Here is a 24,324-nt window from a genome sequence, read left to right as displayed (position 1 = left end):
ACCCCACGCCGTCACCCCGGCGGTCGGGCGGTCCTTCCGCCCGCCGTCGTGCCATCACCTCCATTCCCCGCGCACCGTCCGAAGGGGGATCGCCGTGAACGATCTCTTCACCTGGGCTGCCCTCGGCAGCCTCACCGGCGCCAGCGCCGCCACCCTGCTGACCGCCAACGTCGTCGGCGGCCTGATCGGCCCGAGCGGCGACAAGGCCCGCAAGTGGATCGCCCTGGGCGTGGCCCTGCTGCTCTCCTACACCACCGCGGCGTTCGCCACCGAGGCCGGCGCCGAAAAGTGGATCATCGCGTTCTTCAACGGCCTGGTCATCTTCTCGGCCGCCCTCGGCGTCAACCAGATGCCGCCGGGCAACCGTCCGGCGACGCAGGCGTCACCCACCCAGCCCGCACAGGGGCGCGAGGCCCGTTTCGTCCGCTCCTGGGTCTGAGCAGGTGAGCGGGATGCCCGCCACCCACCTCGCTGATCATGAAGTTGACGACGGCCGGGATGATCGACACCGCCGTCAACTTCATGATCGACGCGCCGAGGGTCAGGGGACGTGGGCGAGGTAGGCGGTGGTGGCAGCGGCCAGGATGTCGGGGCCGGGGCGGGACCAGAGATCCGCGTGGAAGACCTCCACCTCGATCGGGCCGGTGTAGCCGGCCGCGTCGACGGCCTCCCGCAGGCGGCGCAGCTCGACGCTGCCCTCCCCCGGCAGGCCCCGACCCAGCAACACCCCCTCCGGCAGTGGAGTGATCCAGTCCGCCACCTGGAAGGCGGCGATCCGCTGCCCGGCGCGGGCGATCTGCTGGTAGACGCTGTCGTCCCACCAGATGTGGTACGTGTCGACCACCACCCCGACCACGTCCGGGTCGAACCGCTCGGCGATGTCGAGGGCCTGACCGAGGGTGGCGATCACGCACCGGTCGGCGCAGAACATCGGGTGCAGCGGTTCGATGGCCAGCCGCACCCCGGCGGCTGCGGCCTCCGGGGCGAGTTCGGCGATCGCGTCGGCCACCATCCGCCGGGCCCCGTCGACGTCGCGGCTACCGGCCGGCAACCCGCCGGAGACCAGCACCAGTTCCCGGGTGCCGAGGATGGCGGCCTCCTCGATGGCCCGGCGGTTCTCGTCCTGCCAGCCCGGGGCGGTGAAGAACCCGCCCCGGCACAGCGAGGTGACCTCCAGCCCGGCGTCGCGGACCAGCCGGGCGGCACGGTCCAGGCCGTACTCCTGGACCGGCTCCCGCCACAGGCCGATTCCCGGCACCCCGGCCGCCGCACAGCCGGCGACCACCTCGGTCAGCGGCCAGTGCTTCGCGGTGGCCTGGTTGAAGGAGAACCGTTCCAGCCCGGGCGCCGGAGCCACCCGGCTCACCGGGGCGGGAGCGCTCACTGCGCCACCCCCGCCACGGTGAAGTACGCCCGGGCCCGGGCGGCGGCCAGGTCGGCGTCCGGCAGCAGCCCCGCGGAGTCGGCCAGGACCAGCAGCCGAGCCAGGTGCGCCGGGGAACGGCCGGCCTGCTGCCCGGCGAGCATGGTGAAGTGGTCCTGGTGCCCGGTCAACCAGGCGAGGAACACGATGCCGGTCTTGTAGTGCCAGGTCGGCGTGGCGAACAGGTGCCGGGCCAGCGGCAGGGTCGGGGCGAACACCTCGTCGTAGCTGGCCAGGTCGCCGGCGTCGAGCGCGGCCAGCGCGGTGGCGGCGGCCGGCGCGATCGCGGCGAACACGCCGAGCAGCGCGTCGGAGTGTCCCTGCTCGTCGCCCCGGATCAGCTCGGGGTAGTTGAAGTCGTCGCCGGTGTAGAGGCGTACCCCCTCGGGGAGCCGGCGGCGCAGGTCGACCTCGCGCTCGGCGTCGAGCAGCGAGACCTTGATGCCGTCGACCCGGGCCTGGTGGTCCTTGATCAACTGCAACACGGTCTCGGTGGCTTCGTCCAGGTCGGTCGAGCCCCAGTAGCCGGCCAGCGCGGGGTCGAACATGTCGCCGAGCCAGTGCAGCACGACGGGCTGGTCGGCAGCGGTCAGCAGCCGGTCGTACACCTGGAGGTAGTCCTCCGCGCCGGTCGCTGTCGCGGCGAGCTGGCGGCTGCACATCAGCACCGGCCGCGCCCCGGCGGCGGCGACCTCGGCGAGCTGCTCGAGGTACGCCTCGGTGATCAGGGGTAGCGCGCTCGGGCCGGGCGGGAGCTGGTCGGTGGCGACCCCGGCGACGATCCGCCCGCCCACCGCGCGGGCCTCGGCGGCACTACGCCGGATCAGTTCGCGGCAGGCGGCGTGGTCGAGCCCCATGCCGCGCTGGGCGGTGTCCATCGCCTCGGCCACCCCGAGCCCGTACGACCAGAGGTGGTGCCGGAAGGCCAGGGTGCGTTCCCAGTCGACGGCGGCCGGGGCACCCGGTACGTTCTCCGCGGCCGGGTCCGCCACGACGTGCGCGGCGGCGTACGCCACCCGGCTGGTCGACGGCCCGGCGGGGCGCGCGAAGCCCCGCCCCCCGCGCAGCCGGTACGTCTCGCCGCCGGGCAGGTTGACGGTGACGCTCATCGGTTCAACTCCGGCACCTCGACGCGGCGCCCTTCGCGGGCGGACTCCAGACCCAGCTCGGCGAGCTGCACGCCACGCGCCCCGGCGAGGAAGTCCCATCCGAACGGGTCGCCGGCCACGACGTGCCGCAGGAACGCCTCCCACTGCACCTTGAAGCCGTTGTCGAACTCATCGTTGTCGGGCACCTCGGTCCACTGGGCCCGGAAGTTCTCGGTGGCGGGCAGGTCCGGGTTCCAGACCGGCTTGGGGGTGACGGCGCGGTGCTGCACCCGGCAGCGGCGCAGCCCGGCGACGGCGCTGCCCTCGGTGCCGTCGACGTGGAACTCGACGAGTTCGTCGCGGTGTACCCGGGTGCACCAGGACGAGTTGAGCGCGGCCACGACGCCGCCGTCGAGTTCGAAGATGCCGTACGCGGCGTCGTCGGCGGTGGCCGGGTAGCTGCGGCCGGCCTCGTCGACCCGCTGCGGGATGTGCGTGGCGGCGAGGCAGGTGACCGCGCGCACCGGGGCGAACAGCTCCTCCAGCACGTACTGCCAGTGCGGGAACATGTCCATGATGATGCCGCCGCCGTCCTCGACCCGGTAGTTCCAGGAGGGACGCTGGGCGGGCTGCCAGTCGCCCTCGAAGACCCAGTAGCCGAACTCGCCGCGCACGGAGAGGATCCGGCCGAAGAAGCCGCCGTCGATCAGCCGCTTGAGCTTGCGCAGGCCGGGCAGGAAGAGTTTGTCCTGCACCACGCCGGTGCGGATGCCGGCCGCGTCGGCGGCCCGGACCAGTTCCATCGCGGCGGCGCTGGACTCGGCGAGGGGCTTCTCGGTGTAGATGTGCTTGCCGGCGTCGATCGCCTGCCGGATGGCCTTCTCCCGCTGCTGGGTCACCTGCGCGTCGAAGTAGATCTCGGCGTCGTCGCGGGCGAGGGCGGCGGTCAGGTCGGTGGTCCAGTCGGTGAGCCCGTGCCGCTCGGCCACGGCGCGCAGCCGGCCCTCGTCGCGGCCGACGAGGATCGGCTCCGGCCAGATCCGGGTGCCGTCGGGCAGGGCCAGGCCGCCCTGTTCACGCAGGGCCAGCAGCGACCGGACCAGGTGTTGGCGGTATCCCATCCGACCGGTGACGCCGTTGACGATGATGCCGATCGACCTTCGGGTCATGGTCGTCCCTTCATGTGTTCAGGTAAGCGCTTTCCTGGCAGCGTAGGGGGCACCCGGCACGCCAGGCAAGAGCCTGCACCCATGGATCTTGCGGTAGCCTGTCCGTCGACCGCGCCAGGCGCGGAAACCGGACGCACACGGGGGTGACAGTTGGCAACCTTGGCCGACGTGGCCCGCCGCGCGGGCGTCTCCCCCGCCACGGCCTCCCGGGTGATCAACGGCAGCAGCAAACCGGTCGCCGACGAGCTGCGCGAACGGGTGCTGCGCGCCGTCGCCGAGCTGCGGTACGTCCCGAACGCGCACGCCCAACTGCTGGCCCGGCCGCAGCGCAGCGTGGTGGGCGTGGTGGTGCACGACGTCTCCGACCCGTACTTCGCCGAGCTGACCCGGGGCCTGCAACGGGTGGCCACCGACCGGGGGCGGCTGGTGATCATCTGCAACAGCTACCGCGACCCCGAGCGCGAGCTGGAGTACGTCGAGATGCTCCGCGGCCAGCAGGTCGCCGCGATCGTGCTGGCCGGCTCGGGCTACCACGACGCCGACTTCACCGCCCGGCTCACCGAGAAGCTGGCCGCGTACGAGGCCACCGGCGGCCGGGTCGCGGTGGTCGGCCGGCACGAGCACCCGGGCGACGCGGTGATGCCCGCCAACGATGTCGGCGGCCGACTGCTCGCCGAAGAACTGCTCCGCCTGGGGCACCGGCAGATCGGCGTGATCGCCGGTCCCCAGGTGCTGACCACGATCACCGACCGGTTGGGCGGGCTGCGGGCCGCGCTGGCCGAGGCCGGTGCGCCGCTGCCGGAGGAGCACATCCGCTACGCCGACTTCGACCGCGACGGCGGAGCCCGCGCCGCCGCCGCGCTGCTGGACGCCTGTCCCGGGCTGACCGCGCTGGTGGCGCTCAACGACTCGATGGCCGTCGGCGCGTTGGCCCTGCTGCGGCAGCGGGGCATCCGGGTGCCCGAGCAGGTGTCGGTGGTGGGCTTCGACGACATGCCGGTGGCCGCCGACGTCACCCCGACGCTGACCACGGTCCGGTTGCCCCTGGTCGAGCTGGGGGCCCGGGCGATGACCCTCGCCCTCGACCCGGCTGGCGGCGGGCCCCGGGTCGAGGTGCTTCCCGCCACCCTGGTCCGCCGCGAGAGCCTCGGCCCCGCGCCGCGCTGACCGACCACGGCGCCGACGGGAGCGGAACGGCTCAGGCCCGCGCGGTGGCCAGTTCCGCCAGCCGGGGGATCTGCCGGGGGTCGGCCAGCGCCGACCCGACCGCGACCACCTTCACACCGGCCGCGAGGAAGTCCCCCGCGTTGTCCGCGTCGATCCCGCCGGTGGCCACGAACCGCAGCTCCGGCAGCGGCCCGGCCATCGCCCGGAACCACTGCGGGCCGAGGCTCACCGCCGGGAACGCCTTGAGCCAGACCAGCCCGTGGTCGAGGGCCCGCTGCGCCTCGGTCGGGGTGGCGACCCCCGGCAGGTGCGGGATGCCGTAGGTCACCGCCGCGTCGGCGATCGCCAGATCGAGCCCGGGCGCGACGGTGAACGCGGCACCCGCGGTGGCCGCCAGGCGGACCTGGGCGGGGGTACGGACGGTGCCGGCCCCCACCGGGCGGCCCCGCTCCCGGCCGGCCGCGACGGCGGCCCGCAGGGACTGCCCGGCCTCCGGCGTGCGGATCGGCACCTCGACCACGTCGATGCCCAGCTCCCACGCCTGCTCGGCGAGGCGGACGGTCTCCGCCACCGGCAGGTCACGCAGGATCACCATCACCCGGACACCGGCGAAGATCGGCGCGAAGTCGTGCGAGGTCATCGGCTGCTCCTGTCTGGATCATTGCCGCCCACGCGACGCGGCACATCGGAATCGCTGCCGCCCGCGCGACGCGGCACGGCGGGAATCAGCCCGACCCCCACCGGGTCGAGCTGCGCCCAGGCGGCGGCGGGCAGGGCGAGCAGCCGGTCGACCAGTTCCCGCCCGGGCGGCGGCGCGGTGTCGCCGGGGACGGTCAGGGTGGGTGCGGCGCAGAGGTGGCCCAGCCGCAGGCAGTCGCGGGGGGCGAGGTCGCGTAGCAGCCCGGAGAGGAAACCGGCGGCGAAGGCGTCGCCAGCGCCGACGGGTTCGCGTACCGGCACCCGCAGCGCCGGCACGAACACGGCAGGGCCGGTGCGCGGCAGCAGGGTCGCGCCGATTCCGGCGTCCTTGACCACCACCAGGTCCGGTCCCGGCAGCAGCGCACGCACCGCGGCCGGGTCGGCGCATCCCCAGAGGGTGTCCGCCTCGTCCTGCCCGACGAGGACCACGTCGGCCCGGTCGGCGAGCCGGCGCAGCACCGGCGCGGCTGCGGTGGGCGGCCAGAGCCGGGCCCGGTGGTTGACGTCGAAACTGATCCGGGCCGCACCCAGCGGCCGGTCGGTCAGCGCGTACTCCACGAGCGCGGCACACGACGGCGAGAGCGCGGCGGTCACCCCGGTCAGGTGCAGCAGCCGGACCCCGGCCAGCCGCCGGTCGTCCAACGCGTCCGGGCCCAGCCGGGAGGCGGCGGAGCCGGACCGGTAGTAGTGCACGGCGGTCCGGCCCGGGTCCGGGTCCTTCAGGTAGACCCCGGTGGGCGCGGTCGGGTCGACCTCGACCAGGGCGTCCACCCCGGCGTCGGTGACGTGCCGGACCACCCGCCGCCCGAACGGGTCGTCGCCGACCCGGCTCACCCAGCCCACCCGGTGGCCGAGGCCGGCCAGCGCCACGGCCAGGTTGGACTCCGCGCCGCCGACCGAGACGCCGAGCCGGTCGGCCCGCTCCAGCGACGCCACCGGGTCGGGGGTGAGCACCACCATGGTCTCGCCCACCGTGGCCACCTCCGGTCCACCGGTCGCGTCCCGGCCCGGCCCGGCCGGGTGCCCGCCGGTCATGCCTCGTCCCCGTGGTGCAGCAGGGCGGCGATCCGCGTCCGGTCCAGGGTGCCGTCGGCGACCAGGACGGCGTGCCGGCCGCGCCGGTCCCCGCCGGCCGGCACCACGGCCGGGTGGTCGAAGGCGAAAGCCACGCAGACACCCGGGTACATCGCGGTCCGCACGAACCACCGGTCGCCCGGGCCCAACCCCGTGAAGACCAGGGTGTACGCCCCACCGCCCGGCGCCACCCCGGTCATCGCCACCCAGGGCGCGGCGCTGCCGTTGGCGGCCTGCTCCCCCGCCGAGTCCGGGGTGAACACCGAAGGCTCACCGTCGGCCACCGCCCGCCAGAAGAACCCGCCGTAGCCGGCCCCGCCGGGGCGGCCGTTGGTGGCCGGGCTGCCCAGGCGCACGTCCCGTCCGGCCGGGGCGGTGAGGGTGTAGTCGGCGTCGAGCCGCCACACGTCCGTCGCCACCGCCGTCGCGCCGAGCCGTCGGTGCTCGGTGAGCAGCACGCCGCCGTCGCGGTCGCGCCACTGCAACTGGTGTTCCAGCCGGTCCGGGCCACGGTCGACCCAGCCGGTGTGGGCGATCACGCCGTGGTCGTCCCGCCAGGTGTAGCCGCTGCCACGCACGTACGTCCGGCCGCCCCACAGGTTGGTGCCGTCGACGTCCTGCACCGCCAGGGACGCCCCGAGGTGCCAGACGTGGTCGGCGGGAAAGGCGTCGGTGACCGGTGTGCCGGCGATGGTCCGGACCGGGTGCAGGTACGGCCGGGGGCCGTGCCGGGGGTCCAGGTCGGGGTGCAGCACGTACCGGGCGACCTCGACGTCACCCACCCGCAGGGTCGGTTCCTCGGTCACGGCGTCACCACCCGGGCCAGCGGTCGGGCGACCGCGTGCAGTGCGGCCAGGGCGTATCCGGCGAGGATCGGCACCGCCACCGGGGTGACCAGCGCGGCGAGCAGTCCGGCGAGGACACACACCCCGCTGGCCGCGGCCCAGGTGCCGGGGCGGTCCAGCCCGGTACGCGCCGCCGCGCGGGCGGCGTCCCGCCAGCCCCGCCCGCCGGTGCGGCCGACCGCCACCACGACCAGCCCGGCGTACCCGGTCAGGGCGGCGGCGACCAGGGCGGTGACGGCCAGAGCGGGTGGCCCGCCGGGGACCCGCCCGGCGGCGAGCGCCAGCAGGTCGGCGCCGACGGCGACGGCGGCGGCGAGCGCGACGGCGCTCGCCGTCAGGCCGGTCGGCAGCGCCCGGGTGAACCGGGCCGCGGTGGTGCGCAGCGCCGGCCAGCCGCCGTTGGTGACCCGGTCGTGCACGGCGGCGCTGGCGACGGCCGCCGCCGGGGCGAGGGTGAGCAGCGGCAGCGCGGCCAGCACGAGGAGGAAGCCGAGCAGCGCCAGGTCGGTGGCGTCGCGCAGGGTGTCCCGCCAGTCCCGGCGGGGTTCGGTGTCGCTCATCCCTTGAGTCCACTGGTGTTGATGCCCTCGACGAGCATCCGCTGGAAGGCGAGGAAGAACAGGAAGACCGGCAGCAGCGACAGCACCGACATGGCGAACATCGGCCCGACCGCGCTCTGGCCGGTGGAGTCGATGAACAGGGTCAGCGCCACCGGCACCGTGTAGTCCTCCAGGCTGGACAGGAAGACCAACTGGCGGAAGAAGTCGTTCCAGGTCCAGATGAACGAGAAGATCGCGGTGGTGACCAGCGCCGGGCGGCTCAGCGGCAGAATCACGTGCCGGAAGGTGCCGTACGGGCTCGCGCCGTCGATCTTGGCGGCCTCGTCCAGCTCGCGGGGGATGCCGCGCATGAACTGCACCATCAGGAAGACGAAGAACGCCTCGGTGGCGAGGAACTGCGGGATCAGCAGCGGCAGGTACGGCCAGTCGCCGCCGACCAGGCCCAGGCTGCGGAAGAGGATGTACTGCGGCACGATCAGCACGTGCCCGGGCAGCAACAGGGTGCCGATCATGATGGCGAACCAGATCCCCCGCAGCCGGAACCGCAGCCGGGCGAAGGCGTACGCGGCCAGCAGGCAGGAGACCGCGTTGCCGACCACGGTGAGCAGGCTGACCATGGCGCTGTTGAGGAAGAACCGGCCGAAGCTGAGGTCGAAGTTGTGCCACCCCTGGCGGTAGTTGCCCGGGGTGAACCGCTCCGGCAGCAGACCGATGTTGCTGACGATCTCCTGCTGCGACTTCACCGACGTGCCGACCATCCACAGCAGCGGATAGAGCACGACCGCGACGATCACGATCAGGACGACCAGCCGCAGGGCCTGCCGTCCGCCCGGCCTGCGAGCTCCCTGCCGGGGTGCCGTCGAGGTCACCGCCACCATCACCGCTCCCCGTCGGAGTAGTGCACCCAGAACCGCCCGGTGCTGAAGAAGACCGTGGTGATCAGCGCGATCGCGATCAGGAAGACCCAGGCCATCGCCGAGGCGTAGCCCATTTCCAGGTCGGTGAAACCGGAGATGTACAGCTTCAACGTGTACATCAGGGTCGAGTCGACCGGGCCGCCGGTGCCGTTGCTGAGCACGAACGCCGCGGTGAAGCCCTGGAAGCCGTTGATGGTCTCCAGCACCAGGTTGAAGAAGATGACGGGGGAGAGCATCGGCAGGGTGACGTGCCAGAACTGGCTGACCCGGCCGGCCCCGTCGACCGAGGCCGCCTCGTACAGTTCGGTGGGCACCTGCTTGAGCCCGGCCAGGAAGATCACCATCGGGGCGCCGAACTGCCAGATCGCCAGCAGCATCAGCGTCTCCAGAGCCCACTCCGGGTCGTTGACCCAGGGCAGCCCCTCGATGCCGAAGAGGGCCAGGAACGAGTTGAACGCGCCGTCCCGGTTGAACATGTTCACCCAGACGATCGCCAGGGCGACGCTGCCGCCGAGCAGCGACGGCAGGTAGAACAGGCCGCGGAACAGCCCGACGCCGCGCCAGGCCCGGTTGAGCAGCAGCGCGACGCCGAGCGCGGCGGCGAGCTTCAGCGGGACGGCCACCAGCGCGAAGGTGAGGGTGACCCGCACCGCGTGCCAGTACGACGGGTCGGCGGTGAACATCCGCTCGTAGTTGGCCAGCCCCACCCACTGCACCTCGGACAGCGGAGTGAGGATGTCGTAGTTGGTGAAGCTGAGGTAGAGCGAGAGCAGCATGGGGATCGCCGTGACGCCCATCAGTCCGATGAGCCAGGGCGAGAGGAATACGTAGCCGGCCAGACCTTCACCGTGCCGGTCCCGCCCGGCCCCACGCCGGGAGGCGTGGGGCCGGGCGGAACGGGTGGGTCCGGTCCGGCCGGGGGCCGTGGTGAGGGCCACGGGCCGGCTCCTTTCCGTCAGCCGCGAGGTCAGGCGATCGCGGACTTGCAGGCGGCGAGGAACTGCTTCGCCGCCTCGGCCGGGGTGGCCCGGCCGTACTGAGCGTTCTCCGCGGCCTTGACCAGCTCGGACTTGACCTTGCTGTGGCCCTTGATCGGCACCTGCGGGGAGGGGCCGAACGTCGCCGCCAGCTCGGTCTCGACCGCGATCGACTGCTTCATCGCCGGGTCGGTCGCCGTCTCGCTGACCTTGGCCCGCAGGTCCATGTTCGAGGGCAGACCACGGTCGGTGCCGAGCAGCGCCACCGCCTCCGGGTCGTTGGCCAGGAAGTTGATCACGTCGACCGCGGCGTCCCGGTTCTTGCTGCCCTTGAACACCGACCAGTACATCGACGCTCGCGCCCACTGGGCACTCGGGTCACCCGGGTACGCCACGACACCCAGATCGTCGGAGGTGTTCTTCTTCAGGTCGGGCATCTGGTTGACCCAGACCCAGGAGGTCGCCGACTTGCCGGTGACCACGAGTTGCTTGGTGATGTCGCTGGAGTTGCCCTCGTGGATCACGTCCGGGGTCGGGGTGGCGCCGCGGTCGCGGGCTCCCTTCCACAGCTCGAACCAGCGGGTCACGTCCGCCTCGTCGAAGCCGAGGTCCTTGCCCTTGTACAGGTCCTTGCCCTGCTGGCGCAGCCACACCCAGAGCGCCTTGTAGTCGGCGCTCGGGTCCTGCGTGCCGGGGACCTTGGTCTTCTTCGTCACCTGCTCGGCCCAGGCGATGTGCTCCTCCCAGCTCATGCCGGTGGTCGGCTCCGGGAGGCCGTGCTTGGTCAGCAGCGTCTTGTTGTAGACCAGGCCCTGGGTGTTCTCCCCCGCCGCCACGCCGGCGAGCTTGCCGTCGACGATGCCGTACTCCAGCAGGCTCTTGGGGAACTTGGACACGTCGAGCTTGCCGGAGTCCTTGTAGCTGGTGAGGTCCAGCACCGTGCTGCGGCCGGCGTACTCGGCGAGGTAGTTGTCGTCGATCTGGAAGATGTCCGGTGGGTTGCCGCCGGCGGTGAGCGTGGCCAGCTTGTCGAAGTACCCCTGGTTGGCCTGGAAGGTCTTCTCGAAGGTCACGTTCGGATTCTTCTTGGTGTAGAGGGCCAGGGCGTCCTCGGTGAGCTTGGCCCGGCCCTCGCCGCCCCACCAGAAGATGGAGAGCGTGACCTTGCCGTCACCGGGGGCGGCCCCGCCGTCGCCGCAGGCCGCCGCGCCGAACATCAGCGGGGCGGCGACCACGGCGGCGACCACGCCGCGCAGGATCCGGCGGCGGGGTGCTGCCAGGGTACGGAAGGAGGGGCCGGCCGGCGAGCCGGCGGCGGGGGGCGTAACGGGGTGCATCAGTGCTTACTCCTCGGCGTTAGGAGGCGACGGCGTCACCGGTGACGCCCACCGGGCCGCCGAGTTCCGCACGGCGTGCGGGCCCGGGTCTGCCGACGGGCCACCGGAACGAGTTCGACCGGAGCCCGGCGCGGGCCCGGTCGAGTCGCGGATGACCAACTCGGTCTGGAGCATTACCTGTGCGGTGGTGCGACGGTCGCCGACAGCCGCGGCCCGTCCCCCGCCGCGCGGGCGGGGCTCGGGGTCGTGTTGCAGCAACATGTCGACGGCCGTCCGGCCGGCGGCCGCAGTCGGCGTGGCCACCGTCGTCAACTTGGGGCGGGTGAGCCGGCTCAGCGCGATGTCGTCGATCCCGACCACGCTGACGTCCTGCGGTACGCGCAGACCGAGCTGGTCCAGCCCTTCGATCAGCCCGATGGCCATCAGGTCGTTGTACGCGAGCACGGCGGTGACGCCGCTGCGGCGTACCTGCTCGGCCTGCGCGCCGCCACCGGTCTCGGTGGGCGGGTTGGGGCCGAGCACGGTCAGCTCGGCACCGCCGGAGCGGGCGGCGGCCCCGGCCGCCCGTCGGATCTCCCGGTTGGTCCAGGACCCGCGCGGGCCCCCGAGCAGCGCGATCCGTCGGTGGCCGAGGCCGAGCAGGTGCTCGATCGCGGACCGGGCGCCCTGCCCGACGTCCATCACCACGCAGGGCAGGCCGGCGACCTGGCGATTTATCACCACCACCGGAACCTCCCGGCTGACCTGCTCGATGAGGGCGTTGCTCATCCGGGGGCTGCACAGCAGCACCCCGTCCACCTGCTTGGCCAAGGCGTGGACCAGCTCCTCCTCGGCGGCGGCGTCCTCGTTGGTGTCGGCCACGAAGACGTGGTAGTCGCGATGCCGTGCCTGCCCCTCGGCCGCCTTGATCAGCGGCGGGAAGAACGGGTTGGCGATGTCGGCGATGATCAGGCCGATGTTGTGCGTCCGACCGGTGATCAGCGCCCGCGCCGCCCGGTTGGGCCGGTAGCCCAGGTCCTCGGCGCAGGCCAGCACCCTGACCCGGGTGTCCGGGTTCACCAGGTGCGGTGCCGAGAAGGTGCGGGACACGGTGGAGATGTGCACGCCCGAGGCCCGCGCGACGTCGCGGATGGTGGCTGGCACGAGCGGGCCTCCCCCCCGTCAGGCGTGTGGCTGCGGTCACAGCGGTGCCGCCCATTAATGCAAACGGTTGTGTCAGTGTCAACGGCTTACTGTTACGGCTCGACGACGAAGAGCCTCCTAGCAATCCGACAAGTCCGCATCATTTTGGGCAAAAGCCACTGGATTGGCGGCGATCATTGACGCGGTCTTCGTTCGCGTGGTTTCTTCGCTGCAAACCTTTGCAGCCTGAGCGGGAGGTCGACCGCATGTCATCACCACCCGGGCGGCGTCGCCACGCCCTGGTCGGCACCGGGGCCCGGGCCGAGATGTTCGTCCGCGCGCTGGTGACCGAGCACGCGGACACCGCGGAGCTGGTCGCCTTCGCCGACGTCAACCAGCGGCGGATGGACGCCCACAACCGGTGGCTGGTCGCCCTGGGCCACCCCGCCGTGCCGACGTACCCGGCCGCCGACTTCGCCACCATGCTCGCCAAGGAACGGGTCGACGTGGTGCTGGTGACCACGGTCGACTCGACCCACGACGCGTACATCGTCGCCGCGCTCCGCGCCGGCTGCGACGTCATCACCGAAAAGCCGATGACGGTGGACGTCCCACGCTGCCGGCGGATCCTGGACGCGGTCGCCGAGACCGGCCGGCAGGTCACCGTCGCCTTCAACTACCGCTACAACCCGCTGCACGAGCAAGTGCGCCGGCTGCTCGCCGACGGGGCGGTCGGCGAGATCGGGTCGGTGCACTTCGAGTGGCTGCTGGACGTACGGCACGGCGCCGACTACTTCCGCCGCTGGCACCGGGACAAGGCCACCTCCGGCGGGCTGATGGTGCACAAGGCCAGCCACCACTTCGACCTGGTCAACTGGTGGCTGGACGCCGCGCCGGTCGACGTGTACGCCGCCGGACGGCTCTTCTTCTACGGCGAGAGCGGCCGCCGGCACGGGTACGCCCGCGACTACGACCGGGCACACGGCGCCCCCGCCGCGGCCGACGACCCGTTCGCGCTGCGGCTGGCCGAACACCCCCGACTGCGGGAGCTGTACCTCGACGCCGAGGCCGAGGACGGCTACCAGCGCGACCGCAACGTCTTCGCCCCCGGGGTGAGCATCGAGGACGACATGGCGGTACTCGCCCGCTACACCAACGGCGCGACGATGACCTACCACCTCACCGCGTACGCCCCCTGGGAGGGCTACCGGGTGATGGTCAACGGCAGCCACGGCCGGCTGGAACTGGAGGTCGTCGAGAACGACTTCGTCAGCCCGGCGGCGGCCGGCGCGCTCAAGGGCGCAGCGCTGCACGGCGACCAGGCCGCCGCCGAGGCCGGCGGCGCGACCCTCACCCTGCGCCCGTTCTGGCAGCCACCGACCGTCATCCCGGTCGAGGGCCACACCCGCCAGGGCCACGGCGGCGCGGACGCCCGGATGACGAGGGTGCTCTTCGGCGGCGAAGCCGACCCGCTGCACCGCGCCGCCACCGCCCGCGACGGCGCGCTGGCCCTGCTGACCGGCCTGGCGGCCAACCGCTGCATGGAGACCGGTGAGCCGGTCCGGGTCGCTGACCTGATCACCCTGCCCTGACCCTGCCGAGGAGGCCCTGTGCCGACCCCTGACGACGTGCTCCTCCCCGCCGACCCGGGTGTCCGCCGGCTCGCCCGGGCCCTGTACGCCCTGGCCGGGCCGCAGCCGATCATCTCCCCGCACGGGCACGTGGACCCGGCGATCCTCGCCGAGGACCGGCCGTTCCCCGACCCGGCCCGACTGCTCATCGTGCCCGACCACTACCTCACCCGGATGCTGCTCAGCCAGGGCGTCCCCCCGGCGAAGCTGGGGGTGCCGACGGTGGACGGCAGTCCGGTGGAGACCGACGGGCGGAGCATCTGGCGACGATTCGCCGCGCACTGGCACCTGTTCCGGGGCACCCCGTCCCGGCTCTGGCTGGAACGTACCTTCACCAGTGTGTTCGGGGTGACCACGCCGCTGAGCCCCGCCACCGCCGACACCGTCTACGACGAGCTGGCCGCCCGGCTGGCCGAGCCGGAGTTCCGGCCCCGGGCGCTGTTCACCCGGTTCGGTATCGAGGTGCTGGCCACCACCGAGTCGCCCCTGGACGACCTGGGGCAGCACGCCAGGCTCGCCGCCGACGGCTGGGGCGGGCCGGGCGGCCGGGTCATCACCACCTTCCGTCCGGACAACGTGGTCGACATGGAGTTCGACGGGTGGCGGAACAACGTCGACCGGCTGGGCGAGATCGCCGGCGAGGACACCGGGACGTACGCCGGCTACCTGGCCGCGCTGCGCGCCCGTCGGGCGGCGTTCATCGCGGCCGGGGCCACCTCCTCCGACCACGGCCACCCCACCGCCCGTACGCTGGTGCTCGACCCGGCGCAGGCCGCCGCCCTGTACGACAAGGGCCTGCGCGGTGCGGCCGACGCCGCCGACGCCGAGGCGTTCCGGGCGCACATGCTGGTGGAGTTCGCCCGGATGTCGCTGGACGACGGGCTGGTCCTGCAGCTGCACCCCGGCGCGGTCCGCAACCACAACCGTTGGCTGTACGCCCGGCACGGCCGGGACGTCGGCGGCGACGTGCCGCAGGCCACCGAGTACGTGCACGCGCTCGCCCCGCTGCTGGACGCCCACGGCAACGACCCCCGGCTGCGGGTGGTGGTCTACACCCTCGACGAGTACACCTTCAGCCGCGAGTTGGCGCCCCTCGCCGGCGGCTACGCCGCGCTCTACCTCGGCGCGCCCTGGTGGTTCCTGGACTCCCCCGAGGTGCTGCGGCGCTTCCGGGAGGCGGTCACCGAGTCGGCCGGCTTCTACAACACCGCCGGTTTCGTCGACGACACCCGCGCGTTCTGCTCCATCCCGGTACGCCACGACGTGGCCCGCCGAGTCGACGCCGGTTTCCTCGCCCGGCTGGTCGCCGAACACCGGCTGACCGAGCACGAGGCCGCCGAGACCATCGTCGACCTGGCGTACCGGCTGCCGAAGAAGGTCTTCAAACTGGGGGATTTCTCATGAGTGTGCGGATCACCGGCGTCGACGTGCACGACGTCCGCTTCCCCACCGCGGCGGCCGGTGACGGCTCCGACGCGATCAACCGGGGTGACTACTCGGCCACCTACGTCGAGCTGCGCACCGACGGCGGCCCGACGGGCGCCGGGTTCACCTTCACCAACGGTCGGGGAAACGAGATCACCTGCGCCGCCGTCCGTGCCCTGGCCCACCACGTACGGGACCGTACGGTCGAGGAGATCACCGCCGCGCCGGTGGCCTTCTGGCGCGCCCTCGTCGCCGACCCGCAGCTACGCTGGCTGGGCCCGGAGAAGGGCGTCATCCACATGGCCACCGGGGCGCTGGTCAACGCGGTCTGGGACCTGCGCGCCAAACTCGCCGGCAAGCCGATGTGGCGCTACCTCGCGGAGTTGTCCACCGAGGAACTGGTGGCCAACGTCGACTTCCACCACATCACCGACGCGCTCACCCCGGCGGAGGCGGCGGCCATCCTGGACAAGGGCCGCGACGGTCTCGCCGACCGGCTCGCCGAGCTGGAACGCGACGGGTTGCCCTCGTACACCACCTCGGTCGGCTGGCTGGGGTACCCGGACGACAAGGTCCGGGCGCTGACCCGCGAGGCGTACGCCCAGGGGTGGCGGGCGATGAAGATGAAGGTCGGCGGTGCGCCCGAGGACGACCTGCGCCGGGCCCGGATCATCCGCGCCGAGATCGGCCCGGACGCGCTGCTGATGATGGACGCCAACCAGGTCTGGGACGTCGACGAGGCGATCGCCACCATGACCGCGCTGGCCGAGGTGGACCCGTACTGGATCGAGGAGCCGACGCACGCCGACGACGTGCTCGGTCACGCCCGGATCGCCCGGGCGGTCACCGAGCTGACCGGCGGCCGGTGCCGGGTCGCCACCGGCGAGGTCGCCGCCAACCGGGTCATCTTCAAGCAGCTCCTGCAGGCCGAGGCGATCGGCGTGATGCAGATCGACGCCTGCCGGGTCGGTGGGGTCAACGAGGTCCTGGCGGAGCTGCTGATGGCGGCGAAGTTCGGGGTGCCGGTCTGCCCGCACGCCGGGGGCGTCGGCCTGTGCGAGTACGTGCAGCACCTGACGGCGTTCGACTTCCTGCGCGTCGGCACCAGCCTGGAGGGGCGGATGGTGGAGTACGTCGACCACCTGCACGAGCACTTCGTCGACCCGGTCCGCACCCGCGGCGGCCGCTACCTGCTGCCCACCGCCCCCGGCTACAGCACCACCATGAAGCCGGAGTCGGTCGCCGGGTTCCGCTTCCCGGAGGGTCCGGCATGGCGGTGAGTGTCAGCACGGAGCTGCTCGGCCTGGCCACCCTGCGGCGGTTACCCGCCGAGAGCCGGCCGCTGGTGCGTCCCGGCACGGTGCCGGCCGGCGTCGTCCACCTCGGGCTGGGTGCGTTCCACCGCGCCCACCAGGCGGTGTACACCGAGGCGGCGATCGGCGCGGCCGGCGGGGACTGGGCCATCGTCGGGGTCGCCCCGCGCAGCACCGCGCTGGTGCGGGCCCTCGCGGCGCAGGACGGCCTGTTCAGCGTCAGCACGCTCTCCGCCGAGGCCGCGGCTACCCGGGTCATCGGGTCGCTGGCCGGCGTACGGCACGCGGCCAGCGACCCGTCGGCGGTGGTCGCCCTGCTCGCCGACCCGGCGATCCGGGTGGTGACGCTGACCGTGACGGAGAAGGCGTACCAACTCGACCCGGTCAGCGGGGAGCTGCGCGCCGACGCGCAGTTGACCCTCGACCTGACCACCGACCGCCCGCCGCAGACCGTACCCGGGTTGCTGGTACGCGGGCTGCTCGCCCGCGACGCCGCCGACGCCGGACCGATCGCGCTGGTCAGCTGCGACAACCTGCCCGCCAACGGGCGGCGGCTGCGGGAGCTGGTGCGGCAGGCGCTGGTCCTGGCCGGCGTCGCGGACGCGACGCTGGAGCGACTCGCCGCGCAGGTCACCTTCCCCGGCACCATGGTGGACCGGATCGTCCCGGCCAGCACCGACGAGACGCTGGCCACCGCCCGCGCCGCCCTCGGGGTGAGCGACCTGGCGGCGGTGGCCGCGGAGCCCTACACCCAGTGGGTGGTGGAGGACGACTTCCCCGGCGGCCGGCCGGCCTGGGAGCGGGCCGGCGCGGTGCTCACCGACGACGCCGGCCCCTGGGAGCGGCTCAAGCTGCGCGGCCTCAACGGCGTGCACTCGGCGGTGGCCTACCTCGGTGCGGTGGCCGGCTGCGAGACCATCGCCGAGGCCCTGGCCCTGCCCGGCCTCATCGGGGTGCTGCGCCGGTTCATCGCCGAGGACGTGGCACACAGCTTCACCCCGCCCGGCGGGGTGCGGGTGGTCGACTACGGCGACGAGGTGCTGGGCCGGTTCGCCAACCCGGCGATCCGGCACCGCACCCTGCAGGTGGCCATGGACGGCTCGCAGAAGCTGCCGCAACGGGTCCTGCACACCATCGCCGACCTGCGCGCCGAGGGCCGACCGGCGCACTGGGGCGCGCTGGTCGTGGCGGCCTGGCTGCGGTTCCTCGGCGGGCAGGCCGACGACGGGCGGCAGTTGCCGCTGGACGATCCGCTCGCCGACCGGATCCGGGCCGCGCTGGCCGCCGCCCCGGACACCCCGGCGGGCACCGTGGACGCGGTCTTCGCGCTGCGTGAGGTCTTCCCGGCCGCGTTGGCCGAGGACGACCAGGTGCGGGCCGAGGTGACCGGCTGGCTGACCGCCCTGCGCGAGCACGGGGCGGCGGGCACCCTGGCGGGTGCACCGTGAGCGCGAGGAGTGAGCCGGGCCTGCGAGCCCCGCAGCCGCGAACCAAGGAGGCACCGTGAGCGCGAGGAGTGAGCCGGGCCTGCGAGCCCCGCAGCCGCGAACCAAGGAGGCACCGTGAGCGCGAGGAGTGAGCCGGGCCTGCGAGCCCCGCAGCCGCGAACCAAGGGGGCACCGTGAGCGCCGCGCCGCCTCGGGTGGCGGTCGTCGGGGCGAACGGGCACGGCCGCTGGCACCGGCGGGTGGTCGCCGCGCTGCACGAGGCCGGCCGGGTACGGCTGGTGGCGCTGGTCGACGTGCGTCCGATCGAGGACGAGCCCGCCGCGCCGGTCCCGGCGGACGTCACGGTGCACACCGACCACCGGGAGATGCTGGCGGTGGCCCGGCCGGACGTGGTGGTGGTCTGCACTCCGCCGCACACCCACCTGCCGATCGCCCTGGACGTCCTCGCCGCCGGCGCGGACGTGCTGCTGGAGAAGCCGCCGGTGCTCGACATGGCCGAGCACCGGACGTTGGTGGCGGCGCTGGCCGCCACCGGTCGGGCCTGTCAGGTGGGCTTTCAGGCGTTGGGCTCGGCCGCGTTGGCCGAGCTGTCGGCCGCCATCCGGCGGGGTGTGCTCGGCACGGTCACCGGCATCGGCACGGTCGCGGCGTGGCAGCGTGCCGACGGTTACTACGCCCGCGCCCCGTGGGCCGGGCGGCGCACCCTGGACGGCCGGCCGGTGCTGGACGGGGCGCTGGCGAACCCGCTGGCGCACGCGGTGATGCAGTGCCTGGCGGTGGCCGAGAGCGTCGTCGGTGCCCCGGTGCGCCCGGCCCGCATCGAGGTGGAGCGGTACCGGGTCCGCCCGATCGAGGTGGACGACACCGCGGCCCTGCGGGTCGTCGGCCACGCCGGGCCGCCGATCGTGGCCGCGGTGACGTTGGCCGGCGAGGAGTTCGTCGCCGGGGAGGTCGTGGTGACCGGCACCGCGGGCCGCGCGGTGCTGGAGTACCCGACCGACCGGCTGCTGCTGCCCGGTGACGACGCGCCGCGTACGGTGCCGGGCCGGCGCGGCCTGCTGGAGAACCTGGTGGCGCACCGGGCCGACCCGAGGGGGGTACCGCTGATCGCGCCGTTGGCCCGGACCGCGCCGTTCACCGCCGTGCTGGAGGCGGTCCAGGCCGCTCCCGAGCCGACACTGCTCGACGGCGACCTGGTGAGCGTCAACGGGACCGGAGCGGACCGGTCGGTGACGGTACGCGGGGTGAACGCGGTCCTGCGCCAGGCGGCCGAGCAGGGTGCGCTGCTGTCGGAGTTGGCGGTGCCGTGGGCGGTGCCGCCGGTACGCGCAGATCTGACGGAAGGGGACGACTGACCCGGCCCACTGCGCGGGCCGCGGACGACGTACGGCAAACCTGGGACATCTCGGAGAGCACTCATGCGTCCACGATTCACGGGGGCGGCTCTGGTCGCCCTCTCCCTGGTCCTCGTGCCGGGCGCGGTGGCGACCGCGGCGCCCGACCCCACCGCGTCACCGCCCCGCTGGGCCGAGGCGTTCGCCCGGCAGACCCTGCCTCCCGGTGACGGCTGGGCCGCCGACGGGGTCGGCACCACCGGCGGTGCGGCGGCCACCGCCGACCAGGTGCACCTGGTCCGTACCCGGGCCGAACTGGTGCGCGCGCTGGGCGGCGACAACGCCACCAACAAGAGCAACGACACCCCCAAGGTGATCGTCGTCGACGGCACCGTGGACGGCTTCGAGGCCGACGACGGCACCCTGCTCGACTGCACCGACCTCGCCGACCCGGCGTATTCGCTGCCGGCCTACCTGGCCGCGTACGACCCGGCGGTGTGGGGCCGGATACCGCCGAGCGGGGCGCTGGAGGCGGCCCGGGTGCGTTCGGTGTCCCGGCAGACGAGGCAGACCCAGATCAACGTCGGCCCGAACACCACCATCGTCGGGCTGCCCACGGCCCGGCTGACCGGGCTGACCCTGATGATCGACGGGGCTGACAACGTCATCGTCCGCAACCTGACCTTCGACGACGCCCGGGACTGTTTCCCGGCCTGGTCCCCCACCGACGGCGACACCGGCAACTGGAACTCCCAGTACGACCAGATCTCGGTACGCCGCAGCGAGCACGTCTGGGTCGACCACAACACCTTCACCGACGGCGACAACCCGGACAGTGCCCAGCCGGTCCACTTTGGTCGCCCCTACCAGGTGCACGACGGGTCGCTGGACATCACGCACACCGCCAGCCTGGTCACCGCCTCGTGGAACCGGTTCGTCGGGCGGGACAAGGTGATGCTGATCGGCTCGTCGAACACCGTCGGCCCGGACGTCGGCCGGTTGAGGGTGACCCTGCACCACAACCTCTTCGACCGGGTCCTGCAACGGCTGCCCCGGGTCCGGTTCGGTCAGGTCGACGTCTACAACAACTGGTACCGCCTCGCCGGCGAGGGCTTCGCGTACGCCATCGGCGTCGGTGTGCAGTCCGCCGTGTACGCCGAGAACAACCACTTCACCCTCGACGCCGGCATCACCGCCGGGGACCTGCTCTACGACTGGGGTGGCACCGCGGTCACCACCCGGGGCAACTGGGTACGCGCCCACGGCGGCCTGCCCCGCCCGGTCGACCTGGTCGCCGCGTACAACGCCGCCCACGATCCGGACCTGGACTCCGACGCCGGCTGGACGCCGAGGTTGCGTACCGGTGCGGTGCTGCCCGCGCCGACGGTCCCGCTCGTGGTCGGTGCGCTGGCCGGGGCGGACCGACTGCCGCTGTAGGCCCGGGTGCGCACCGCGCAGTGCGTACCGCAGGACGTGGGCCGTCGCGCCTGGCGCTCAGCGCGGCGGCCCACCCTCCCACCACCGAAGGGGTGTGTGGGTTCTCAGCGAAGGTGAACTGACGCGGCCGGCCGACCAGCAGCGGACCAGATTCGGTGAGAAGCGCCAGGCTTTCTTGCTTTTCTCATCAGAAGGGGGGCGCGTCCTCGCCCATCAACGCCAGCACGACGCCTCCCTTCCCGCTCTTGAGGCCCTGGACCACGACCTTGCCGGTGCTGCCGTCGGGCAGCTCCAACGTAAAGGTCTTCCCGACCGCGTTCTTGGGGCCATGGCCGGCGCTGTTGGCGGGTCGGAAGTCACCTGCCCACGGCGGGGTCCCACCCTTGCGGGCGGGCTCGGCGAAGAGTGCGGCGGTGCCGGGGGTCCGGGTGCCGTCCGAGGAAAGAAGCACTGAGGCACTGCGATAGGTAGCCATATACGCCAAGACTATCCCGGACTCCGCTGGTTCGCGTCACAACAACCACGCCGCGACGCGAGCGGCCACGGGGAGCGAGCTTGATCTGCCCGCAGCCCTTGGGCTGACCGTGCGGTGGCCGCAGCCCGAACTGAACACCGGCCGCCGACCCGCAGCGCCGGCGGCCACGAACAGCTACGCGTCCGAGGTGTGATGGGATGAGACGATGCGCAATACCGAGATGGCGAAGCTGGGCGGCCTCGTCGGCGAATGGGCGACGAGGATGTCGGATGCCTTCTTTCTCGAACCACCGGGCACCGAGGTGCCGGGTACCACCACCATCGAGTGGCTCGGGGAGTCGCTACTGGTCGCGCGGTCGGAGTTCGGCGGGGGCCGGCAGCCGCGTTCCGAGATGGGTCTCGTCCTCGGACGCAGCGACGCGAACGACCGGTTCGTCGCGCTCTACCAGGACGACCGCGGCGTCTGCCGCGAGTTTGCCATGACCTTCGACGACGGGCACTGGACGATGACCCGTGAGGACCCGGATTTCCACCAGCGGTTCGTCGCCGACGTCGAGAAGGACCGGATTCTCGGCCGCTGGGAGGCGTCCGAGGACGCGGGCAAGTCCTGGCGGAAGGACTTCGACCTCACCTTCGAGCGCGCCTGACATCTGGCGCCTCCGATCGACGAGCACCGCGCATCGCACGTCGTCCATCCGACGCCGCCCCCTCGGGACAACGAAGATCGGCTATAAGTGGGGGATGGATCTCCCGCCGTACCTCGCCACCATGCCGATGCACGCGATCACCGAGATCCACGGTGAACGCGGCCTGTTGGCGCGGTTCCGGCTGGAGATCCGGGCCTTCGACCCGGCGGCCCGGGACCGCCTCACCGAGGCCCTCGACCTCGCCGCCGATCTGCACCGCGACGACCGGCGGGTGCGGGAGCCGTACCTGAACCACCTGCTGCGGGTGTCGATCCGGATGATGCACCACTACCAGGTCCGCGACGTCGACGTGATCGTCGCCGGTCTGCTGCACGACGCGGTGGAGGACCATCCCGACGAACTGGCCGGCGCCGGTGCCAGCGATCCGACAGCGGCGGCGCTGACCGCCCTCGCCGCCCGGTTCGGCCCGCGCGTCGCCCGCCTGGTCGGCGCGGTCACCAATCCGCAGTACGACCCCGACCGCGACCGGCACGTCCAGTACCGGGAGCATGTGGCGGCCAGCCTGGAACGGGAGCCGTGGGCGCGGGTCATCAAGGTCTCCGACTTCACCGACAACGGGCTGGGCCTGGTTTACACGATCGGTCCGAAGGTGGCCCGGTCCGCGGCGAAGTACCGACCGCTGGTGCCGGTGTTCCGGGACCTGATCTCCCGACCCGACACGCCCCTGCCGGCACCGGTGAAGCGGCACATCTTCGCCCAGCTCGACCTGGCCGAGGAACGGTTCAGCGCGATCCTCGACGCGCCGAACTAGGTCCGGCGCAGTGCCCGGGTGGTCCCGGCCGCGATGGTGGTGACCAGGACGAGCCCGCAGGCGATCAACCCGTACGCCACCCACACCGTCTCCCCCACCGGCTCGAACGCCGACTCCTGGCGCAGGTCCACCAGCGGCAGCAGCAGGTCGATCGTGTAGACGGGCGCGCGGAACCGCACCGGGCTCGCCGGGTTCAGCGGGGTCGGCGGCACGGCCGTGAAGACGGCGGTACCGACGGCGACCAGCGCCATCAGCCAGAACGCGGCCAGGGTGGGCCGGTAGCCGTAGCCGACGGTGACATCCTGCACCAGCCCCCACAGGCGCAGGCTCCGGGACTGTCCGGCACGGCGGTGCCGCTGCCCCCGCAGCAGCACCGTCCGCGCGTCGTCCTCCTCGCCGCGCCGCCGGTACGTCGCGGCCAACTGTTCGTACGCCTGCGGCGCGTAGCCGCCCGCGTCCCGGCCGACCCAGTCGAGCCGCCGGCGGACGTCGGCCGGCGAGTCGATCGCCTCGTAGACCAGGCCGTTGAGCCGCACCGCCGCCGGCCAGGTCTCCGGGTCGTCGCGCAGCACGCCGAGGCGCGCGTGCCGCAGGTCCAGCTGCCCCTCGACCGGCCCGTCGGTGGCCAGGACCAGTTCGTCGGTCTGGAGCTGGCGGCAGTTCAGCGCGCCGCGCAGGTGGGCGTGCTCGAAGCAGACCTGCCGACCGACCCGGGCGAACGCGATGGTGATGCGTCCGTCGGCGGTGAAGCCGTCGCAGCAGCTGAGTGTGCCGCCGGCCGCGAGGCCCACGGCGGCCAGCGCCCGGCCGTCGGGTTCGGCGAGGGTCGCGCCGGGCAGCCGGACCGAGCCGCGGATGTCGGCGTGGTTCAGGCGTACCTCCCCGGTGCAGCGCAGTGCGTCGCCACGGATGTCGTGGCCGACCGTGAGGAGCCGGGCGTCGAGCGCCGGCGCGCCGACCAGTTCCGCCCGGTCCAGCACGAGCGCGCCGTCGATCCGGGCGGCGGTCAGGCGTACCCCGTCGACGCAACGGACGTCGGACAGGCGCAGGTTGCCCTCCACGACGGCCCTGTCGGCCCAGATCCCGACCAGCCGCGAGCCGGCCAGGTCGATCTCCCGGGTCCGCGCGCCGACAAGCTCGAAGCGGTCGGTGAGGTCGCAGCGGCTCAGCCGCACCGGGTAGGGGATCTCCGCGTAGGAGAGATCCAGCGTTCCGGTGATCTCGGCGCCCACCAGGGCCAGGGCGGCGAGCTGCCCCGGCTCGGCGGGCGCAGCGCCGAGCAGCAGGGCCCGGATGACGGCCGCCCGCACCGTACGGTCCTCGGAGTCGGTGAGGTCGACCAGCCCTCGGCGCGGGAACGCCGTCCAGAGCGCCCTCTCCGGGGCGGTCAGCTCCAGGTCCACCCCGCCATGGTGGCCGTCGGTCG

Annotated in this window: 23 protein-coding genes; 10 read left to right on the top strand and 13 right to left on the bottom strand. The window is 73.1% G+C overall.

Annotated features, from left to right (window positions below):
- Nucleotides 1-94 precede the first annotated feature (94 nt).
- Nucleotides 95-439 carry a hypothetical protein gene (locus E1182_RS10555; RefSeq protein ID WP_132263531.1) on the top strand — a complete coding sequence of 115 codons (345 nt, stop codon included), beginning with the start codon at nucleotides 95-97 and terminating at the stop codon, nucleotides 437-439.
- A 102-nt stretch (nucleotides 440-541) separates the two neighbouring features.
- Here E1182_RS10555 and E1182_RS10550 read toward each other — a convergent pair whose 3' ends face one another.
- From E1182_RS10550 to E1182_RS10540, 3 genes are read right to left on the bottom strand one after another with little or no spacing between them, the layout of a single operon-like run.
- A complete protein-coding gene (locus tag E1182_RS10550) occupies nucleotides 542-1,339 on the bottom strand; it encodes a sugar phosphate isomerase/epimerase (protein ID WP_132263539.1) in 798 nt (265 codons plus the stop codon).
- A 41-nt stretch (nucleotides 1,340-1,380) separates the two neighbouring features.
- Nucleotides 1,381-2,532, bottom strand: a complete 1,152-nt coding sequence (locus E1182_RS10545; RefSeq protein ID WP_132263529.1) for a dihydrodipicolinate synthase family protein — start codon at nucleotides 2,530-2,532, stop codon at nucleotides 1,381-1,383.
- Nucleotides 2,529-3,680 (bottom strand): Gfo/Idh/MocA family protein, encoded by a 1,152-nt coding sequence (locus E1182_RS10540; protein WP_132263527.1) that lies wholly within the window; start codon nucleotides 3,678-3,680, stop codon nucleotides 2,529-2,531. The genes E1182_RS10545 and E1182_RS10540 overlap by 4 nt, the downstream gene beginning before the upstream one ends.
- A 150-nt stretch (nucleotides 3,681-3,830) precedes the next feature.
- Between E1182_RS10540 and E1182_RS10535 the strand changes: the two genes are divergently transcribed.
- The gene (locus E1182_RS10535; RefSeq protein WP_132263525.1) at nucleotides 3,831-4,847 is read left to right on the top strand and encodes a LacI family DNA-binding transcriptional regulator; all 1,017 of its coding nucleotides are present in this window, start codon (nucleotides 3,831-3,833) and stop codon (nucleotides 4,845-4,847) included.
- A 31-nt stretch (nucleotides 4,848-4,878) separates the two neighbouring features.
- On the opposite strand, the gene E1182_RS10530 is transcribed toward E1182_RS10535, so the two are convergent.
- The 8 genes from E1182_RS10530 to E1182_RS10495 are packed head-to-tail and all read right to left on the bottom strand — an operon-like array spanning nucleotide 4,879 to nucleotide 12,399.
- A complete protein-coding gene (locus E1182_RS10530) occupies nucleotides 4,879-5,487 on the bottom strand; it encodes a bifunctional 4-hydroxy-2-oxoglutarate aldolase/2-dehydro-3-deoxy-phosphogluconate aldolase (RefSeq protein WP_132263523.1) in 609 nt (202 codons plus the stop codon).
- Nucleotides 5,484-6,581, bottom strand: coding sequence for a sugar kinase (locus tag E1182_RS10525; protein WP_132263521.1), 1,098 nt, complete (start codon nucleotides 6,579-6,581; stop codon nucleotides 5,484-5,486). The genes E1182_RS10530 and E1182_RS10525 overlap by 4 nt, the downstream gene beginning before the upstream one ends.
- Nucleotides 6,578-7,426 carry a PmoA family protein gene (locus E1182_RS10520; RefSeq protein ID WP_243706146.1) on the bottom strand — a complete coding sequence of 283 codons (849 nt, stop codon included), beginning with the start codon at nucleotides 7,424-7,426 and terminating at the stop codon, nucleotides 6,578-6,580. Before E1182_RS10520 ends, E1182_RS10525 begins: the two co-directional genes overlap by 4 nt.
- Entirely contained in the window at nucleotides 7,423-8,025 is a 603-nt protein-coding gene (locus tag E1182_RS10515; protein WP_132263520.1) for a hypothetical protein, read from the bottom strand. The genes E1182_RS10520 and E1182_RS10515 overlap by 4 nt, the downstream gene beginning before the upstream one ends.
- On the bottom strand, nucleotides 8,022-8,903 hold the full coding sequence (locus tag E1182_RS10510; protein ID WP_132263518.1) for a carbohydrate ABC transporter permease: 882 nt from the start codon (nucleotides 8,901-8,903) through the stop codon (nucleotides 8,022-8,024). The genes E1182_RS10515 and E1182_RS10510 overlap by 4 nt, the downstream gene beginning before the upstream one ends.
- On the bottom strand, nucleotides 8,903-9,880 hold the full coding sequence (locus E1182_RS10505) for a carbohydrate ABC transporter permease (RefSeq protein WP_132263516.1): 978 nt from the start codon (nucleotides 9,878-9,880) through the stop codon (nucleotides 8,903-8,905). Before E1182_RS10505 ends, E1182_RS10510 begins: the two co-directional genes overlap by 1 nt.
- A 29-nt stretch (nucleotides 9,881-9,909) precedes the next feature.
- Nucleotides 9,910-11,256 (bottom strand): ABC transporter substrate-binding protein, encoded by a 1,347-nt coding sequence (locus E1182_RS10500; protein ID WP_132263514.1) that lies wholly within the window; start codon nucleotides 11,254-11,256, stop codon nucleotides 9,910-9,912.
- A gap of 6 nt (nucleotides 11,257-11,262) precedes the next feature.
- Complete coding sequence (locus tag E1182_RS10495; RefSeq protein WP_243706145.1) at nucleotides 11,263-12,399, bottom strand: LacI family DNA-binding transcriptional regulator; 1,137 nt, start codon at nucleotides 12,397-12,399, stop codon at nucleotides 11,263-11,265.
- A gap of 245 nt (nucleotides 12,400-12,644) precedes the next feature.
- Between E1182_RS10495 and E1182_RS10490 the strand changes: the two genes are divergently transcribed.
- The 6 genes from E1182_RS10490 (at nucleotide 12,645) to E1182_RS10465 (ending at nucleotide 20,966) form a co-directional block, all read left to right on the top strand.
- The gene (locus tag E1182_RS10490) at nucleotides 12,645-13,970 is read left to right on the top strand and encodes a Gfo/Idh/MocA family protein (RefSeq protein ID WP_132263512.1); all 1,326 of its coding nucleotides are present in this window, start codon (nucleotides 12,645-12,647) and stop codon (nucleotides 13,968-13,970) included.
- A gap of 18 nt (nucleotides 13,971-13,988) precedes the next feature.
- The gene (gene uxaC / locus E1182_RS10485) at nucleotides 13,989-15,413 is read left to right on the top strand and encodes a glucuronate isomerase (RefSeq protein WP_132263510.1); all 1,425 of its coding nucleotides are present in this window, start codon (nucleotides 13,989-13,991) and stop codon (nucleotides 15,411-15,413) included.
- Nucleotides 15,410-16,714 carry an enolase C-terminal domain-like protein gene (locus tag E1182_RS10480; RefSeq protein WP_132263508.1) on the top strand — a complete coding sequence of 435 codons (1,305 nt, stop codon included), beginning with the start codon at nucleotides 15,410-15,412 and terminating at the stop codon, nucleotides 16,712-16,714. Before uxaC ends, E1182_RS10480 begins: the two co-directional genes overlap by 4 nt.
- On the top strand, nucleotides 16,705-18,195 hold the full coding sequence (locus tag E1182_RS10475; RefSeq protein WP_207921347.1) for a mannitol dehydrogenase family protein: 1,491 nt from the start codon (nucleotides 16,705-16,707) through the stop codon (nucleotides 18,193-18,195). The genes E1182_RS10480 and E1182_RS10475 overlap by 10 nt, the downstream gene beginning before the upstream one ends.
- A 173-nt stretch (nucleotides 18,196-18,368) precedes the next feature.
- The gene (locus tag E1182_RS10470; protein ID WP_132263503.1) at nucleotides 18,369-19,550 is read left to right on the top strand and encodes a Gfo/Idh/MocA family protein; all 1,182 of its coding nucleotides are present in this window, start codon (nucleotides 18,369-18,371) and stop codon (nucleotides 19,548-19,550) included.
- Between the two features lie 63 nt (nucleotides 19,551-19,613).
- Nucleotides 19,614-20,966 (top strand): polysaccharide lyase family 1 protein, encoded by a 1,353-nt coding sequence (locus tag E1182_RS10465; protein ID WP_132263501.1) that lies wholly within the window; start codon nucleotides 19,614-19,616, stop codon nucleotides 20,964-20,966.
- A gap of 187 nt (nucleotides 20,967-21,153) precedes the next feature.
- Here E1182_RS10465 and E1182_RS10460 read toward each other — a convergent pair whose 3' ends face one another.
- Complete coding sequence (locus E1182_RS10460; protein WP_132263499.1) at nucleotides 21,154-21,417, bottom strand: hypothetical protein; 264 nt, start codon at nucleotides 21,415-21,417, stop codon at nucleotides 21,154-21,156.
- Between the two features lie 229 nt (nucleotides 21,418-21,646).
- Here E1182_RS10460 and E1182_RS10455 point away from each other — a divergent pair, with 229 nt between their 5' ends.
- Together E1182_RS10455 and E1182_RS10450 are read left to right on the top strand one after the other, a co-directional pair.
- Nucleotides 21,647-22,087 (top strand): hypothetical protein, encoded by a 441-nt coding sequence (locus E1182_RS10455; protein ID WP_132263497.1) that lies wholly within the window; start codon nucleotides 21,647-21,649, stop codon nucleotides 22,085-22,087.
- Between the two features lie 94 nt (nucleotides 22,088-22,181).
- Nucleotides 22,182-22,898 (top strand): HD domain-containing protein, encoded by a 717-nt coding sequence (locus tag E1182_RS10450; protein WP_132263495.1) that lies wholly within the window; start codon nucleotides 22,182-22,184, stop codon nucleotides 22,896-22,898.
- Here the strand turns inward: E1182_RS10450 and E1182_RS10445 are convergent.
- Nucleotides 22,895-24,301, bottom strand: a complete 1,407-nt coding sequence (locus E1182_RS10445; protein WP_132263493.1) for a hypothetical protein — start codon at nucleotides 24,299-24,301, stop codon at nucleotides 22,895-22,897. The two genes, E1182_RS10450 and E1182_RS10445, sit on opposite strands and share 4 nt — an antisense overlap.
- Nucleotides 24,302-24,324: the final 23 nt, after the last annotated feature.

It is taken from the genome of Micromonospora sp. KC721, from assembly GCF_004348355.1.
Classification (GTDB): Bacteria; Actinomycetota; Actinomycetes; order Mycobacteriales; family Micromonosporaceae; genus Micromonospora.
The sequence above is the reverse complement of the archived record's forward strand: the minus strand, read 5'-3'. Positions and strand labels throughout refer to the sequence as shown.

Excerpts from the sequence above, each read along its gene's own strand:
- E1182_RS10465 (WP_132263501.1), top strand. The coding sequence starts at position 19,614 with ATGCGTCCACGATTCACGGGGGCGGCTCTGGTCGCCCTCTCCCTGGTC.
- E1182_RS10525 (WP_132263521.1), bottom strand. The coding sequence starts at position 6,581 with ATGACCGGCGGGCACCCGGCCGGGCCGGGCCGGGACGCGACCGGTGGA.
- E1182_RS10500 (WP_132263514.1), bottom strand. The coding sequence starts at position 11,256 with ATGCACCCCGTTACGCCCCCCGCCGCCGGCTCGCCGGCCGGCCCCTCC.
- E1182_RS10510 (WP_132263518.1), bottom strand. The coding sequence starts at position 8,903 with ATGGTGGCGGTGACCTCGACGGCACCCCGGCAGGGAGCTCGCAGGCCG.
- E1182_RS10455 (WP_132263497.1), top strand. The coding sequence starts at position 21,647 with ATGCGCAATACCGAGATGGCGAAGCTGGGCGGCCTCGTCGGCGAATGG.
- E1182_RS10475 (WP_207921347.1), top strand. The coding sequence starts at position 16,705 with ATGGCGGTGAGTGTCAGCACGGAGCTGCTCGGCCTGGCCACCCTGCGG.
- E1182_RS10530 (WP_132263523.1), bottom strand. The coding sequence starts at position 5,487 with ATGACCTCGCACGACTTCGCGCCGATCTTCGCCGGTGTCCGGGTGATG.
- E1182_RS10490 (WP_132263512.1), top strand. The coding sequence starts at position 12,645 with ATGTCATCACCACCCGGGCGGCGTCGCCACGCCCTGGTCGGCACCGGG.
- E1182_RS10515 (WP_132263520.1), bottom strand. The coding sequence starts at position 8,025 with ATGAGCGACACCGAACCCCGCCGGGACTGGCGGGACACCCTGCGCGAC.
- E1182_RS10480 (WP_132263508.1), top strand. The coding sequence starts at position 15,410 with ATGAGTGTGCGGATCACCGGCGTCGACGTGCACGACGTCCGCTTCCCC.
- E1182_RS10545 (WP_132263529.1), bottom strand. The coding sequence starts at position 2,532 with ATGAGCGTCACCGTCAACCTGCCCGGCGGCGAGACGTACCGGCTGCGC.
- E1182_RS10450 (WP_132263495.1), top strand. The coding sequence starts at position 22,182 with ATGGATCTCCCGCCGTACCTCGCCACCATGCCGATGCACGCGATCACC.
- E1182_RS10540 (WP_132263527.1), bottom strand. The coding sequence starts at position 3,680 with ATGACCCGAAGGTCGATCGGCATCATCGTCAACGGCGTCACCGGTCGG.